The organism is Streptomyces mabaensis, assembly GCF_053763515.1.
Map to the genome: position 1 here is coordinate 1 of NZ_JBSOPZ010000070.1, position 13,862 is coordinate 13,862.

At 74.3% G+C, this 13,862-nt stretch carries 11 protein-coding genes; 5 read left to right on the forward strand and 6 right to left on the reverse strand.

The features are described 5' to 3' along the window. Positions 1-1,153: 1,153 nt before the first annotated feature. Positions 1,154-1,795 carry an HD domain-containing protein gene (locus tag ACWV17_RS33420; RefSeq protein WP_455362615.1) on the reverse strand — a complete coding sequence of 214 codons (642 nt, stop codon included), beginning with the start codon at positions 1,793-1,795 and terminating at the stop codon, positions 1,154-1,156. Between the two features lie 139 nt (positions 1,796-1,934). Between ACWV17_RS33420 and ACWV17_RS33425 the strand changes: the two genes are divergently transcribed. Continuing rightward, positions 1,935-2,621: a copper homeostasis protein CutC gene (locus ACWV17_RS33425; RefSeq protein ID WP_455362616.1), complete on the forward strand. Its 687-nt coding sequence runs from the start codon at positions 1,935-1,937 to the stop codon at positions 2,619-2,621. 136 nt (positions 2,622-2,757) lie between these two features. Here the strand turns inward: ACWV17_RS33425 and ACWV17_RS33430 are convergent, their stop codons facing one another. Further along, entirely contained in the window at positions 2,758-2,916 is a 159-nt protein-coding gene (locus tag ACWV17_RS33430) for a DUF2283 domain-containing protein (RefSeq protein WP_455362617.1), read from the reverse strand. A gap of 46 nt (positions 2,917-2,962) precedes the next feature. Next, positions 2,963-5,119, reverse strand: a complete 2,157-nt coding sequence (locus ACWV17_RS33435) for a HelD family protein (RefSeq protein WP_455362618.1) — start codon at positions 5,117-5,119, stop codon at positions 2,963-2,965. A 289-nt stretch (positions 5,120-5,408) separates the two neighbouring features. Here ACWV17_RS33435 and ACWV17_RS33440 point away from each other — a divergent pair, with 289 nt between their 5' ends. Together ACWV17_RS33440 and ACWV17_RS33445 are read left to right on the forward strand one after the other, a co-directional pair. Next, positions 5,409-5,597, forward strand: coding sequence for a hypothetical protein (locus ACWV17_RS33440; RefSeq protein WP_455351075.1), 189 nt, complete (start codon positions 5,409-5,411; stop codon positions 5,595-5,597). A 206-nt stretch (positions 5,598-5,803) separates the two neighbouring features. Beyond that, a complete protein-coding gene (locus tag ACWV17_RS33445; RefSeq protein WP_455362623.1) occupies positions 5,804-7,012 on the forward strand; it encodes a glycosyltransferase 87 family protein in 1,209 nt (402 codons plus the stop codon). 35 nt (positions 7,013-7,047) lie between these two features. Here the strand turns inward: ACWV17_RS33445 and ACWV17_RS33450 are convergent, their stop codons facing one another. Together ACWV17_RS33450 and ACWV17_RS33455 are read right to left on the reverse strand one after the other, a co-directional pair. Further along, positions 7,048-8,694, reverse strand: a complete 1,647-nt coding sequence (locus tag ACWV17_RS33450) for a DNA repair helicase XPB (RefSeq protein WP_455351077.1) — start codon at positions 8,692-8,694, stop codon at positions 7,048-7,050. A gap of 97 nt (positions 8,695-8,791) precedes the next feature. Beyond that, positions 8,792-9,409, reverse strand: a complete 618-nt coding sequence (locus ACWV17_RS33455; protein WP_455362619.1) for a DUF4291 domain-containing protein — start codon at positions 9,407-9,409, stop codon at positions 8,792-8,794. An 88-nt stretch (positions 9,410-9,497) separates the two neighbouring features. On the opposite strand from ACWV17_RS33455, the gene ACWV17_RS33460 reads away from it, so the two are divergent. Next, positions 9,498-9,995, forward strand: coding sequence for a VanZ family protein (locus tag ACWV17_RS33460; protein WP_455362620.1), 498 nt, complete (start codon positions 9,498-9,500; stop codon positions 9,993-9,995). On the opposite strand, the gene ACWV17_RS33465 is transcribed toward ACWV17_RS33460, so the two are convergent. Continuing rightward, on the reverse strand, positions 9,992-12,595 hold the full coding sequence (locus tag ACWV17_RS33465) for a helicase-associated domain-containing protein (protein ID WP_455362621.1): 2,604 nt from the start codon (positions 12,593-12,595) through the stop codon (positions 9,992-9,994). The two genes, ACWV17_RS33460 and ACWV17_RS33465, sit on opposite strands and share 4 nt — an antisense overlap. A gap of 97 nt (positions 12,596-12,692) precedes the next feature. Here ACWV17_RS33465 and ACWV17_RS33470 point away from each other — a divergent pair, with 97 nt between their 5' ends. Further along, a complete protein-coding gene (locus ACWV17_RS33470; protein WP_455362622.1) occupies positions 12,693-13,703 on the forward strand; it encodes a hypothetical protein in 1,011 nt (336 codons plus the stop codon). The last annotated feature ends 159 nt before the right edge of the window (positions 13,704-13,862 follow it).

The following is a 13,862-nucleotide window of genomic DNA, read 5'->3' on the forward strand; positions in this document are numbered from 1 at the left end:
ACACCACCCCCAAACCCCTCCCACAGACCCCTTGACCATCCATAGGAGCTTCTGTCCGCCCCGTCCCGCTGGTGCAGGTGAGTGTCGGGCGGCCCCGGGGAGCGGGGCCCCACCTGAGCTCCGGGAGTGGCCCGGCTTTCGTCGGTGGCCTCAGCCCGGTGGGTAGGGGCAAGACACGCGGCCACTTCGGGGACGGCTGGCCTCGGCATAGCGGCCGACGGCCGCCTGTTGCACCGGGACAACGCCCAATCCGAGGTGGATTGACACCAAGCGGCCGAGGGGGCCCGCAAGCAGGCCACAAACCCCGGCAAATCGGGCAGGATTGAGGCTCGGCGGACCCCGGCATGCGGACTGATGTCGCCATACCTCGGCTCCAACGGCCTGACGGCCGCCCAGAGCCCTGTCCGGGCACTTCCGGGCCTGCCACACTCGCCAACGCCCCACCGGCCTGCGGGCATTGGGCCGGATCGGGCGCACGACGAGTCTGCCGCATCCACACCACCCGGCGGCCGCTGAGCCGGGGCCGGGCCCCCGCGAGAAGATGGCGCCCTGCCCACCGGCCTGCGGCCGCTTGGCCGAGCCGGGCCCATCCCGGGCCTGTCGCGCCGCCTGGCCACCCACCACGTAACAGCCGCTTGGCCGGGGCCGGGCCCATCCCGGGCCTGTCGCGCCGCCTGGCCACCCACCACCTAGCAGCCGCTTGGCCGGGGCCGGACCTCTCCCGGACCGACCGCGCACCACCCACCACCTGGTGGCCGCTGAGCCGGGGCCGGACCCATCCCGGACCGACCGCGCACCACCCACCACCTGGTGGCCGTTTGGCCGGGGCCGGGCTCATCCCGGAGTGACCGGGTCCCGTAACCGCCCACCGGCCTGCGGCCGGCAGCGGGCCGGGACCAACCGATCAGCAGCCCCGGGGCCCCGCTCCGGGGGCCGCCCCCTCAACAAGCAGTAGCGGTGGAGGGACGGGAGTCCAGGGTGGGCGCAGCCCATCGCGCAGCGACGCGACCGCAGGGAGCGCCCTTGACGCCCGGCACGGAGCCGCCATCATCACAACCGGGCGGCCCCCTCCCCGCGCGACTCGCCCCCGGGCGCGGGTCTGTCCTTCCCGCACGACCCGCCCCCGGCCACGGTGCACCCCCGGCCCCACCCGCTACGTGCTCAGCAGGTCCAGTTCCGTTGTGAGGTTCCGGCGGGCCCTTTCCTCCCACTGCTCCTGTCCGTACGGTGTACGGAACAGCGCCGGCAGCTCCAGCAGCTGACGCAGTACGGCCGCCCGGCCCTCGCGGAACGCGTCGTCCGGTACGAAGCCGTACTCCTCCCGGACGGCGGCCGCGTAAGCGGCGTACGTCTTCGGGTCCGCCGCCAGGACCGCCAAGTCCGCGTCGCACAGCACCTCGCCGTTCGCGTCGCCGGGCTGCGGATCGTGGGTGACGGTCAGCCGTACGAGCCGGGCGACCTCGGCCGTGCGGGCTTCGTCGAGCCCGAGCTCGGGCAGGGCGCGCTCGGCGAGGGCCGCGCTGCGCTCCTCGTTCTCCGAGCGGTCGGGGCGGTAGACCGCGTCGTGGAACCAGGCCGCCAGCCGGACGAGGTCCGCGTCCGCCGCGTACGGCGCGAGTTCGTCGACGCGGTCGAGGACGGCCAGGAGGTGGTCGGTGGTGTGGTACTTCCGCTGCGGCTCGGCCCAGCGGGCGAGCAGGTTGTCGGCGTACCGCTCCGCGTCGGCATGCGGGACGGCGGCCGCCCAGCGGTGTCGGAGGTCGTTGTGGGCGGGGTGCTCGGCCATGTCGGTCATTGTGGCGTGGGTGATGCGGCGGTGGGGAGGCGGCCCTTAGGGTGGTCGTGGCCATTGGACTAGACCTATAAGTGTGATGAGCGGTCGAAAGTACGTCGGTCGAAGGTATGTCGAAGGAATCTCGAAGGAATGGGGTCACATGAGCAACCGTGCAGTGCTGGAGGTGATCGCCCTCAACGCGGAGGACGCGATCGCTGCCCAGGCCGGGGGTGCGGACCGCCTCGAACTGGTCACCGACATCGCCGCCGACGGGCTCACGCCGTCGCGGGAGACCTTCGCCGCGATCCGCGCCGCCGTCGACATCCCGCTGCGCGTGATGCTGCGAGCGACGGACGGGTTCGCCGCCGGGGACGTCGACGCGCTCGTACGGGATGCGCAGGCCCTGCGGGGCGAGGGCGCGGAGGAGTTCGTGCTCGGCTTCCTGGACCCGGACGGTACTCCGGACCTGGTCGCGGTGGAGCGGCTGGCCGTGGTGCTGGAGGGGTGCCGGTGGACGTTCCACCGGGCGATCGACCAGGCGCGGGACCGCGATGAGCTGCGCAAGCAGCTCGCGGAGGTGCCGGGCCTCGACACGTACCTCACCGCCGGCGCGGCGGAGGGCGTGGACGCCGGGCTGCCGGTCCTCCTCGCGGAGGCGGCGCGCCGGGGTGAGCCGGGGTACGAGCCGCGGCTCCTGGTCGGGGGCGGCCTCCGCCTGGACCACGTGCCGGTGCTGCGGGCGGCGGGAGTGGACGCGTTCCACATCGGCGGCGCGGCGCGGCCGGGCGGGTGGTCGACGGGGGTCGACGCGGCGGCGGTGGCGGAATGGCGGGAGGCGGTGGGCTGACGCGGCCGGGCCGGCTTCCCGGCCCCCGCCCCCGCCCCCGGGGCGGGGCCGCCGCAGGCGATGAGGCTTGGGGCCGCCCGTATGTTGCCGCCGGCGCGAGCGGAGGTACGGCAGCGCCTGATCGTCCGGACAGGACCTACGCGAGGGCGGCCGGGGGCAGTACCGCTGCGGCGCCCAGCACCTCGATGCCGAGCAGCGAGCCGTTGGCGTCGAAGTCCAGGGTGATTTCCGCATTGCCATGGGGCGGTTCGACGGAGACCTGGGAGGCGGCCGCGCCGTCTGGAATGCCGTCCACCAGGTAGATGTACGCGTGTCGTTGTCCCGGTCGTATGCGATACGCATCAGTGCCTCACATCCCGGGGTTGATCGTCAGCCAGCTCCGCTGGGAGGGGGGCGGCGTGCAGGACGGTCAGGCCCGATACCGCTCGGGTCAGGGCCACGTACAGCCGGCGCAGGCCCGTGCGTTCGTCCGGTTCGCCGTCCACCACCGCCGACGGCTCGTCCAGTACCACGTAGTCGTACTCCAGGCCCTTCGCCAGCGACGCCGGGACCAGCGTGAGCCGGGACGCCGCCGTCGTCTCCTCGCCCGGCGAGAGGTACGCGTGACCCGCCGCCGTCAGCGCCTCCGCCAGAGCCGGCACCCGCGCGTCGGCCGCGATCAGGCCGATCGAACCCTCGTGGCGCAGCGACTCCTCGCACGCGGCGACCACCGCCGCGTCCAGGTCCGCGATCGCCGCGTCCAGGCCCGTGACCTGGCGTACCTCCAGCGAGCCCGGCGTCTCGCGCACCGAGGACACCGCCGCCAGGCCGGGCGAGATCGACGGCAGCAGACGTGACGCGTACGCGATGACCTCGCGCGGCACCCGGAAGCCCGCCGTGAGTTCCTCGACGGCCGCGTCCGGCTTGCCCAGGTGCGCCAGGGCCTCCGCCCAGCTCCGGGTCGCCCACGGCGTCGTACCCTGCGCCAGGTCGCCGAGCACCGTCGCGGAGCCGGTCGTGCAGCGTCGGCCCACCGCCCGGTACTGCATGGGCGACAGGTCCTGCGCCTCGTCGAGGACGACATGGCCGAGGGAGTGCGTGCGCGAGACGAGATCCTGCGCCTCGTCGATCAGCACGGCGTCCGCCGCCGACCACGCGGCCGCCCGCACACTGCGGGCCGGCTTGGTGAAGAGGATCGCCTTCTGCTCGTCGGGCGACAGGACACCCTCCGCGTGGGCGGCCAGGAAGTCCGGGTCCGAGAGCAGCCGCAGGACCAGCTTCGCCGGTTCCACCGGCGGCCAGATCGCCTTCACCGCCGCCTTGACCGCCGGGTTGCGGGCCACCGCGTCTTGCACCCGGTCGTCCGGCGCCTCGCCCGCCTGCTCCATCCGCACCAGTACCGGGTGCGCGATGCGCTGCGGGAGCGCGTCGCGCGCGGCGCCGTAGCGGATGTCGCGGGCGAGCAGCTCGGCGACGATCTCCTCGACCTCGTACGCCGGGACGCGCCACCGGCGCGAGCCGCGCACGACCACGACCGGCTCGGTGGGCGTCGTGACGTGCGAACGGACCGCCCGGCGCAGGACCTCGGCCATCCGCGCGTCGCCCTTGATCACCGCCGCCCGCGCGTCGTCCGTACCGCGCACCTCCGCGTGCGTCGCGACGAGATCGTCCACCGTCGCCTGCTTGACCTCCAACTCACCAAGCGCGGGCAGCACTTGCTCGATGTAGTGGAGGAAGGACCGGTTCGGTCCGATGACGAGCGTGCCGGTACGGGCCAGCCGCTCCCGGTGGGCGTAGAGCAGGTACGCGACCCGGTGCAGGCCCACCGCCGTCTTTCCGGTGCCGGGGCCGCCCTGCACGCAGACGCTGCCGGACAGGCCCGACCGTACGATCTCGTCCTGTTCGGGCTGGATCGTCGCGACGATGTCACGCATCGGGCCGACGCGGGGGCGTTCGATCTCGGCCTGGAGCAGCCTGCTGGTCCGCGCGGTCTGCTCGGTCTCCACCGGGTCGGTGAGGTGCTCGTCCTCGTACGCGGTGAGGTCGCCGCCCGTGTAACCGAAGCGGCGGCGCAGCGCCACGTCCAGCGGGTCCTTCTTCGAGGCGCGGTAGAAGGGCTGGGAGACGGGCGCGCGCCAGTCGATGACCATCGGGTCGCCGTCGGCGTCGTGGACGTGCCGGCGGCCGATGTAGAACTGCTCGCCGCCCGCCCCTTCGGCCAACTCCACGCCGGGCGCGTGCAGATAGTCGAGGCGGCCGAAGAAGAGCGGGGTGTGGGTCAGGTCGGCGAGGGCCTTGACTCGGTCCTCGATCTGGGCCCGCAGGACAGCGGCATTCACCCAGTTCGCGGTGACGTCGCGGATGTCGAGCGACTCCACGTCCTCGCGCATCGCGCGGAGCGCGGCGCGGGAGGCGGCGAGGTGGGCGCGCTCGCGGGCGAGGGGGCCGGGCGCGTCCTCGGCGTCGTCGGGGGGAACGGGTGCGTGCGCGGGCACGATGCTGCCTCCGGGCGTGAGCATGGGAGCGGGCGGAACGGCGGAACGGGCGGAACGGCGGGAACGGGGGCCGGCCGGTTTCCGTCCGGGCGGCGGCGCTCCCCCGGCTGCTGACGGCAGCACGGTTCGGGAGGCGGCAAGACGGGCGATTCTAGCCAGCACGCGCGGACCGGGCGAACGAATAAATGAGGGCGGAGGCGCTTCCCCCTAAGGGCCCTGGGGGACGGCACAGGTCCTGCGGCGTATGCGCGCGGGCGGCAGGTTGCGACCTCGGATCGATGCTTTTCGAGAAGCGGAATCCCATGATGGAAGCATGAGTAGTGCAGCCTTCCACCCCTCCCAGAGCGTTCCGCACCGCGGCGCGACCGCAGCCTCCGGGACGCACCACCCTCACCGCCTGGGCGATGCCCTGCGGGCGCTCAAGGTCTTCGCCTCCGCCGCGTTCGGCGTGATCGTCCTCGGCGAGTACGCGGAAGAGGCGGGCGTCGTCGTCCGCCACTGACCCCGCCCGGCCCAAGCCGGCCCGGCCCAGCCCGAACCGGCCCGAGCTGGCGGCGCCCCGGCCCATCGACGCCCCGGCCCACCGGCCCCCGGCGCCCCCGAGGCGTCGCGAGCGCGCCGGACGCGCGGGGATCCACTAGGGTCACGCGCGTGATCCGGAGCCGCTTCGCCAGCCGACCCCGACCCCTGCTCCTCGCCTCGGGCGTCCTGTTCGCCGGCTCCCTCGCCGCGCTGGCCGTGCTGTGCGTCGTCCAGCGCATTCCCATGGCCGACACCCTCGTCTACCGGGCCGAGGGCGCGGCAGTCGCCAACGGCACCGATCTGTACGGCTTCACCGTCACCCGGTGGAACCTGCCCGCCACCTATCCGCCGTTCGCCGCGATCCTCTTCGTACCGACCACCTGGCTGCCCGTCGCCACGCTCAAGATCGTCTTCGTGGCGGGGAACGCCGCGCTTCTCGCCCTCCTCGTCCACCTCTCCTGCCGCTTCGCCCGCATCCCCGCCCGCCCCGGCATCGTCCTCGCCGGGACCGCGGTCGGACTGTGGCTGGAGCCCGTCTTCCAGACCCTCCTCTTCGGCCAGATCAACCTCGCCCTGGCCTGCCTCGTGCTCTGGGACCTGGCCCGCGTGGACGGCGCGCTCGGGAAGGGCTTCGCGCTCGGCATCGCGGCCGGAGTCAAGCTCACCCCGGCCGTCTTCATCGTCTATCTCCTGCTGACCGGCCGGGTACGGGCCGGGCTGACCGCCCTCGCCTCCTTCACCGGCACCGTGCTGCTCGGAGCGCTCGTCCTGCCCGGGGCCAGCGTCGACTTCTGGACCCGGCGGATCTTCGAGACCGACCGGGTCGGGAAACCGTGGATCGTCGACAACCAGTCGCTCCAGGGCCTGCTCGCCCGCGTCCTGCACACGCCCGAGCCCGGTCTCGTCTGGCCGGCGGCCGCGGCGGTCACCGGGCTCGCCGGCCTGTGGCTCGCGCGGCGGTCGGCCGTCCGGGACGGCCGGGAGACCTGGGGTGTCCTGATCACCGCCTTCACGGCCCTGCTCGTCTCGCCGATCAGCTGGTCCCACCACTGGGTGTGGTGCGTGCCGCTGCTCGCGGTGCTGGTGGCGGAGGGGTACGTACGTACGGCGGCGGCGGTCGCCGTGGTCTTCACCGCCCGCACCTTCTGGCTCGTACCGCACCGGGGCGACCTGGACCTCCAGCTGCCCTGGTGGCAGCAGCCTCTCGCCTCGCCCTACCCGCTGATCGCCGCCGGTCTGCTGTTCCTCGCGGCCCGCGCGGCCCGCGACGCGGGCGGCCCGGCACGGCCGGTGCCGGGCCAGCGCGACACCGCGCCGGCGCCGGCGCCGGGCGGACCGGACCGCCGCACGCGGCGGCCCCGCGCCTACGCCGGTTCGACCGACGAGACGCGGTAGCGGCTCACCTCAGCGCTCACCTCAGCGCTCTCACCTCAGCGCTCGCCCGCCAGCAGCTCGTCCGCGTCGACGATCCGGTACGCGTAGCCCTGCTCGGCCAGGAACCGCTGGCGGTGCGCCGCGAAGTCCTGGTCGATCGTGTCGCGCGCGACCACCGAGTAGAACCGGGCCTCGTGGCCGTCCGCCTTCGGACGCAGCACCCGGCCCAGCCGCTGGGCCTCCTCCTGCCGGGACCCGAACGTGCCCGACACCTGGATCGCGACCGTCGCCTCCGGCAGGTCGATCGAGAAGTTCGCGACCTTCGAGACGACGAGCACCGAGATCTCGCCCTGCCGGAACGCCTCGAAGAGCTTCTCGCGCTGCGCGTTGCTCGTCTCGCCCTTGATGACCGGGGCGTCCAGGTGCTCGCCCAGCTCGTCCAGCTGGTCGATGTACTGCCCGATGACCAGCGTCTGCTCGCCCCGGTGCTTGGCGACCAGCGCCTCCGTCACCTTCCGCTTGGTCGCGGTCGTCGCGCAGAACCGGTACTTTTCCTCGGTCTCCGCCGTCGCGTACGCCAGCCGCTCGCCGTCCGTCAGGTTGACCCGGACCTCGACGCAGTCGGCGGGCGCGATGTAGCCCTGCGCCTCGATCTCCTTCCACGGCGCGTCGAACCGCTTTGGGCCGATGAGCGAGAAGACGTCCGACTCGCGCCCGTCCTCACGTACGAGCGTCGCGGTCAGCCCGAGCCGCCGCCGGGCCTGGAGGTCGGCCGTGAACTTGAAGACCGGCGCGGGCAGCAGATGCACCTCGTCGTACACGATCAGCCCCCAGTCGCGGGAGTCGAACAGCTCCAGGTGCGGATAGATGCCCTTCCGCTTCGTCGTCAGGACCTGGTACGTCGCGATCGTGACCGGCCGGATCTCCTTGCGCGTCCCGCTGTACTCGCCGATCTCGTCCTCGGTCAGCGAGGTCCGCTTCACCAGCTCGTGCTTCCACTGACGGGCGGAGACGGTGTTCGTGACGAGGATCAGCGTCGTCGCCTTGGCCTGCGCCATCGCCCCGGCGCCCACGAGCGTCTTCCCCGCGCCGCAGGGCAGCACCACGACCCCGGACCCGCCGTGCCAGAACCCCTCGACGGCCTGCTTCTGGTACGCGCGCAGCGCCCAGCCGTTCTCGGCCAGCTCGATGGGGTGCGCCTCACCGTCCACGTACCCGGCGAGGTCCTCGGCCGGCCAGCCCAGTTTCAGCAGCGTCTGCTTGATCTGGCCGCGCTCCGAGGGGTGCACGGCGACCGTGTCCTGGTCGATCCGTGTCCCGACCAGCGGCTGGACCTTCTTCGACCGCAGGATCTCCTCGAGGACGGGCCGGTCGGTGGTGGTCAGCACGAGACCGTGGGTGGGGTGCTTGGAGAGGGTGAGCCGCCCGTACCGGGCCATCGTCTCGGCGACGTCGACGAGCAGCGCGTGCGGCACGGGGTACCGGGAGAACTCCACCAGCGCGTCCACGACCTGCTCGGCGTCGTGCCCGGCGGCACGCGCGTTCCACAGCCCGAGGGGCGTCACCCGGTAGGTGTGGATGTGCTCGGGCGCGCGCTCCAGCTCCGCGAACGGGGCGATGGCACGGCGGCAGGCGTCGGCCTGCTCGTGGTCGACTTCCAGGAGCAGAGTCTTGTCACTCTGGACGATGAGGGGTCCGTTCAACGCTCAGCCCTTTCCCGCACTGATCGGCCGGTACGGCCAAACCTCCAGTGTGCCGCATGCGGCCGGGAGGCGTGGGCGGCCCGGCGTCCGGCGGGCGTTACGCCGCCCCGGTGGGCACGCGCAGGTGCGCCAGCAGGTCGTCGCCCGCCGGGTACGGGCGCTCCTCGGGCAGCAGGGCCCGGGCCTCGCTCTCCTTGCCGGCGCGCACCAGGGCGTGGATCTCGTGGGCCGACGCGGTGACGTCCGTGATCGACACCGTCCAGTCGTCGGCGTACGCGCGTGACGTCTCGCCCGCGAGACCCAGCTGCAGCGAGCGGTACGGCAGCGGGTTCAGGCGGAGGTCGCGTTCCGGGTCCCACTGGACGCGGGCCGGGGCGCGCTTCAGGGCGCGCTGCCAGGCGTCCCGGTCGGGGTGGAGGCCGGGGGCGTAGTGCGAGAGGCAGGCGTGGCGCAGGGCGTGGTCGAAGCCCTCGCGCGTGATCTCGACCGCCAGGACGGTCTCCTGGTCGGGCTTGGTGGCCCAGCCGCAGCGGTACATCATCCACAGGAACGAGGGCTTGATCCAGGTCATGCGCTCCCGCTTCCAGGCGGCGGGAAAGCGGCCGTCGCGGGCGGCCGGGAGGCCGAGGTGCGGGGCGTAAGCCTGGTAGACGGTGACCGTCGTGGCCGTGTGAAGCGCCCGGATCCGGTGTTTCGGTTCTTCTGGTTCGTCCATGGAGACAGCCTGCGCACCCGACTTCCTTCTGAGCCAGTCATTTTGGCCGGTCATTTTGCGGCGGGCCGCCGGGGGTAAGCGGGGTGCTATGGCGACTGACGCAAGTCTCAGACCTTCATGGGGCCGGACCGTGCTGCGGGTACTGGCCGTCGGCGCGGCGCTGGCCGGGCTCGTGGCCTTCTCGTGGGTACTGGCGAAGCTGACGCTCGTACCCTCCCCGGCCTCCGAGGACCTGGTCACCACCAACCTCCGCCCCGGCGCCTCGCTGCGGAAGTACGCCGAGGACTACACCTTCCTCGCCGCGGCGAAGCAGGTCGGCGGCAACCTGCTGCTGGGCGTGCCGTTCGGGGTGCTGCTGCCGGTGCTGGTGCCCCGTCAGCTGCGGCTGCTGCGCGTGGTGTTCCTCACCGTGGCGGTCATGGTGCTGGTGGAGCTCGCGCAGGGGGCGATCGTCCAGGGGCGGGCGTTCGACATCGACGACGTGATCCTCAATACGACCGGTGCGCTGATCGGGTACTACCTTTTCCTGGGCCGCCGGCTCGGGCGCGCGGTGCGCAGCAGGCGCCGCGCACCGGCGACTCGCTAGGGGGTACCCCGGCCGGGGGCCTGGGCCGGGTCGTCGGCCAGTTCCGCCACGCCCGTGATGCGGTGCAGCGGATACGTACGCACCTCGTCGGCGGTGTGGTCGTACGCCGTGACGAACCCGCCCTCCACCCGCACCGGCGCGATCACCCGCTGGCTGGCCGCGCCGTCCGCGTTGACGTAGCCGATCCAGACGGCGGAGCCGGTGAGGGCCGCGGCCTGGACGGTGGCGAGGGTCTCGGCGGAGGTGGTGCGCGGGAGGACACCGTTGCCGGGTGCGGCGACGGCGGGCTCCCTGCGGACCACGGTGGACGCGAGGTCGCCCGCCCGTATGGCCTTCACCGCCGCGCCCAGCAGCGTGGCGTCGGGCACCGGCGGGCCCTCCGGGACGGGGGCGGGCGCCGTGCGGGGCGGGGTGCGGCGGGCGTCGGGGCGGGTGATGAGTACGTCGCCCTCGGCGGATTCGGCGGCGGGCGCGTAGCCGAGCGCGCGCAGGCCGTCGAGCAGGGTGGCCGGGTCGGTCTGGGCGGCCAGCACGGTGGGCGCGAGGCGGCGCAGGCCGAGCGCCTGGGAACGCTTGTCGGCCAGGATCTCGTTCAGCAGCGCGTCGTCGTCGCAGCGGACGTACGCCGATGCGGCCCCGATGCGCAGATGGCCGTGCCGCCGGGCCACGTCGTCGATGAGGTACGCGAGGGGCTGCGGGACCGGGGTACGGCTGTGCGCGGCGAGGAAGGCGTGCAGGTCGGCGGCGGCGCGCCCGGCGTCGAGCGCGCGGCGCACGGACCCGGGGGTGAACCGGTAGACCGTCGCGCCGCCCTTCGACTCGACGTCGGCGAGTACGGACAGGGTGTCCGCGAGCGGCCGTTGCAGCGGGCCGGGGGCGACGGCGGTCAGGTCGGCCTGGAGCAGTACGTGGTCGAGCGGCTCGGGCAGGTGGGGCGCGAGCAGCGCGGCGACGGCGGTCTCGACGGGGGTGGCGGCGGGAAGCGGGCCGGATCCGGCGGCCGCGGGGCGGCGGCCGGGCGCCGTACCAGGCGCCGGGGCCGGGGTCAGCAGGGCGCGGCCGTGGGTGGAGAGCGCGCCGCGGCCGGTGACGCCGAGGAGTTCCGCCTCCGTCAGGGTCCAGCGGGCAAGCCGGGTGCGCAGCTCACCGGTGCTGCCGCGCGCGGGGCGCTCCCACCGCAGCCGTGCCAGCAGGCTGTCGGCGTCCGGCGCGGCGCCCTCGGGCAGGCCGGCCAGCAGGTCCAGTACGCGGCGCCGCACCTCGGGGGCGGAGCCGCGGTCCAGGTCGGGGCCGAGCGCGGACAGGGTGCGGCCCTTGGCGTCCTGGCCGCCGACCAGACCGGCGGTGCGGGTCGCGGAGAGCCAGGCGGTGGCGAGACGCGCCCAGCGGTCCTGGACGGGCAGGGCGAGCCAGTCGTCGTAGGCGGGCGTGGGCGCGTACCGCTCGTCGGCCTCACCGTCGGGCGCCAACAGGCCTGCCGCATAGGTGAGTTCGATCCAGAAGGCGACGGTCGTCTCCGGGATGTCGAGGGCGGTCGCGGTACGCCGCAGGTCGCGGACGCTGAGCCCGCCGGCGCGCAGCACGGCCGGGCCGCCGTGGTCCCACTCCTTCAGGAGATCCTCGACGGCGTCGAGCGCGCCGAGGGCCTGGCCCGCCGCATTGGCGTCCACCAGCTGGGGCCGGTGTTCCTTCGCCGGCGCGACGGCAGGCGGCAGGGGCTCGGGTGTGCGGTGCGCGCGCCCGGCGCGCAGATGCAGGGCGGCTTCCCGGGGGAGTACGACCGTACGCGTGGAGGCGGGCAGCAACAGCCCACGGTCGCGCAACCAGCGCACGGGCGGGGTGGGGCTGGCCGTCACCTCTCCATACGGCGGACCCCAGACCAGCCGGCCCAGCACGGTGAGGGCCTCCGCCGGGGCCTGGTCGAGGAGCGCCGACATCCGGGTGCGGTCCGTGAACAGGGCGGTGAGCGCGGCCACGGCCGACACCGGGTCGTGGGTGGGCGGCAGTCCGGCGGCCGCCACGATCTCCTGGATCCGGCCGGGCGACATACCGGCGGTCGCCTCGGCGACCGTCGGGCCGAGCCCGGTGGGAGAGGGGTGCGTGGGGGAGGGGGCGAGCAGCTCGCGGGCGGTGCGCACCAGGCGCAGCCGGTCGTCCGGGCCCCAGATCAGGGCCTGTTCGCGCAGACCGGCCACGGCGCGGGGCAGCGCGGCCGCGGTGTCCGGGTCGTCCTCGTCGCCGGTGAGCAGGGCGAGGAGCGTGGCGTACGGCGCGGGGTCCGGGGCCACAGCGAGGGCTTCGGCGGTCTGGAGCGCGAAGCGGTCCAGCCGTTCCAGGGCGCGTACGACGGAGGCGCGGGTGCCGGCGCGGGTGGCGAGCTGGGTGAGGTCGCCCGGGACGGGGGAGAGCAGGTCGGGGCGGGCGCGCAGCAGTGCGGACAGGGAGGCGTCGTCGCGGGCGCGCAGCGCCTCGGCGAGGGACCGCGGGGCGGTTGCCGTACCGCTCCGTCCCTCGCCCGTGCCGCCGCTCGCCGTGCGCGGACTGTCTTCGGGCACGTGCGCCTCCCGGTTGCGCTCGCCGGCCCCGTCCGAGGGGCCCATCCGACCCACCGTAGCCGCTGTGTACGGCGACTCCGCGCGCCAGGCGCTAACGTCGGAGGCACGCGGTCCGCAACTGGGCAGCACCGGAGGGGACTTCGTGGGGATCGAGAGCGACCACCTCGTCTACGACTATCTGAGCCGGGTCGGCGACCTGGCCCAGCAGCGCCAGCTGCCTTCCTGCGACCGGATGCGGCTGGTGTCGACGCTGCGCAGCGAGATCGACAAGCAGCGCGCCAAGCAGACCGCGGACAATCCGGCCGGGGTGCGGCGCATCCTGGGCCGGCTGGGCAGCCCCGAGGACGTCGTGGCGGCGGCCACGGACGGCACGGCGCCGGCCCCGGCCGCGCCGGAGCCGGACGGGGAGGACCCGCCGGTGCGCCGCCGGGTGCCGCGGCCGCGTCCGCCCCGGCCGGAGGTGCCGAGTACGGCGGCGTCACCGCCGCACCTGGCGGGCGAGGACGAACTGGGCCCGCAGGGCAGCGAACCGGACTGGTGGCGCATCGAGCCGGGGCCGTACAGCCTGGGGGACGACGTACCGGGCTTCGTGGGCGGCGTGGAGATCCCGGAACTCCTGCGCCCGCCGGAGCCCCGTACGCCTCCGGAGGCCCCGCCGGCGCCGCCGCCGGTCCCTCCGCCGGGCCGCTGGTCGCTGACCAAGCGCCGCGGCGCGGCCGGCGAGGCGGACGGCGCCGCGGGCGGGTGGCGGCGACGGCTCCGCCGTCGTCCCGCGCCCGCGCCGGGCGCGCCCGTGGTCGCGGCGCCGGCCGCGCGCGCCCCGCTCGCCAACCCCCTGCTCCTGCTGGCCGCCGCCCTGCTGGTCGCCGGCGCGATCCTCGGCTCCTGGCTGGCGCTGGGTGCGGGCTGGCTCCTCGTCTACGCCACGCGCACCTTGTCGCGCGCCGAGGCGAAGTGGGTGACGCTCGGCCTGCCGGGGCTGGTGGCGACGGGCGGGATCGTCTGGCTGTGGGGCCGGTCCGAAGGCCGCTGGGGCGAACCGCTGGCGCAGGGAGCGCTGGGCGAGGAGTTCTCGGCCACCTGGCCGGCAGTGGTCCGCACGGCGGCCGTGGCATCGGCGCTGTACCTGCTGTGGCGAGCGCGCAGACGGTAGGGGGGCGACGGTGCCCGGGGGTGGGTTGTGCGGCGAAACCCGGGGCCGCCCGCTTTGTGAGTATGGCGGGCCGGGTCGGACCGAAGCTCCTATGGATGGTCAAGGGGTCTGTGGGAGGGGTTTGGGGGTGGTGTGCCGGTGGGTGAGGTGTTTGTAGAC

Bases quoted from the DNA above. Each gene is read 5' to 3' on its own strand.
- ACWV17_RS33440 (WP_455351075.1), top strand. From the start codon at position 5,409: ATGAGTAGTGCAGCCTTCCACCCCTCCCAGAGCGTTCCGCACCGCGGC.
- ACWV17_RS33425 (WP_455362616.1), top strand. From the start codon at position 1,935: ATGAGCAACCGTGCAGTGCTGGAGGTGATCGCCCTCAACGCGGAGGAC.
- ACWV17_RS33465 (WP_455362621.1), bottom strand. From the start codon at position 12,595: ATGGGCCCCTCGGACGGGGCCGGCGAGCGCAACCGGGAGGCGCACGTG.
- ACWV17_RS33435 (WP_455362618.1), bottom strand. From the start codon at position 5,119: ATGCTCACGCCCGGAGGCAGCATCGTGCCCGCGCACGCACCCGTTCCC.
- ACWV17_RS33460 (WP_455362620.1), top strand. From the start codon at position 9,498: ATGGCGACTGACGCAAGTCTCAGACCTTCATGGGGCCGGACCGTGCTG.
- ACWV17_RS33420 (WP_455362615.1), bottom strand. From the start codon at position 1,795: ATGACCGACATGGCCGAGCACCCCGCCCACAACGACCTCCGACACCGC.
- ACWV17_RS33455 (WP_455362619.1), bottom strand. From the start codon at position 9,409: ATGGACGAACCAGAAGAACCGAAACACCGGATCCGGGCGCTTCACACG.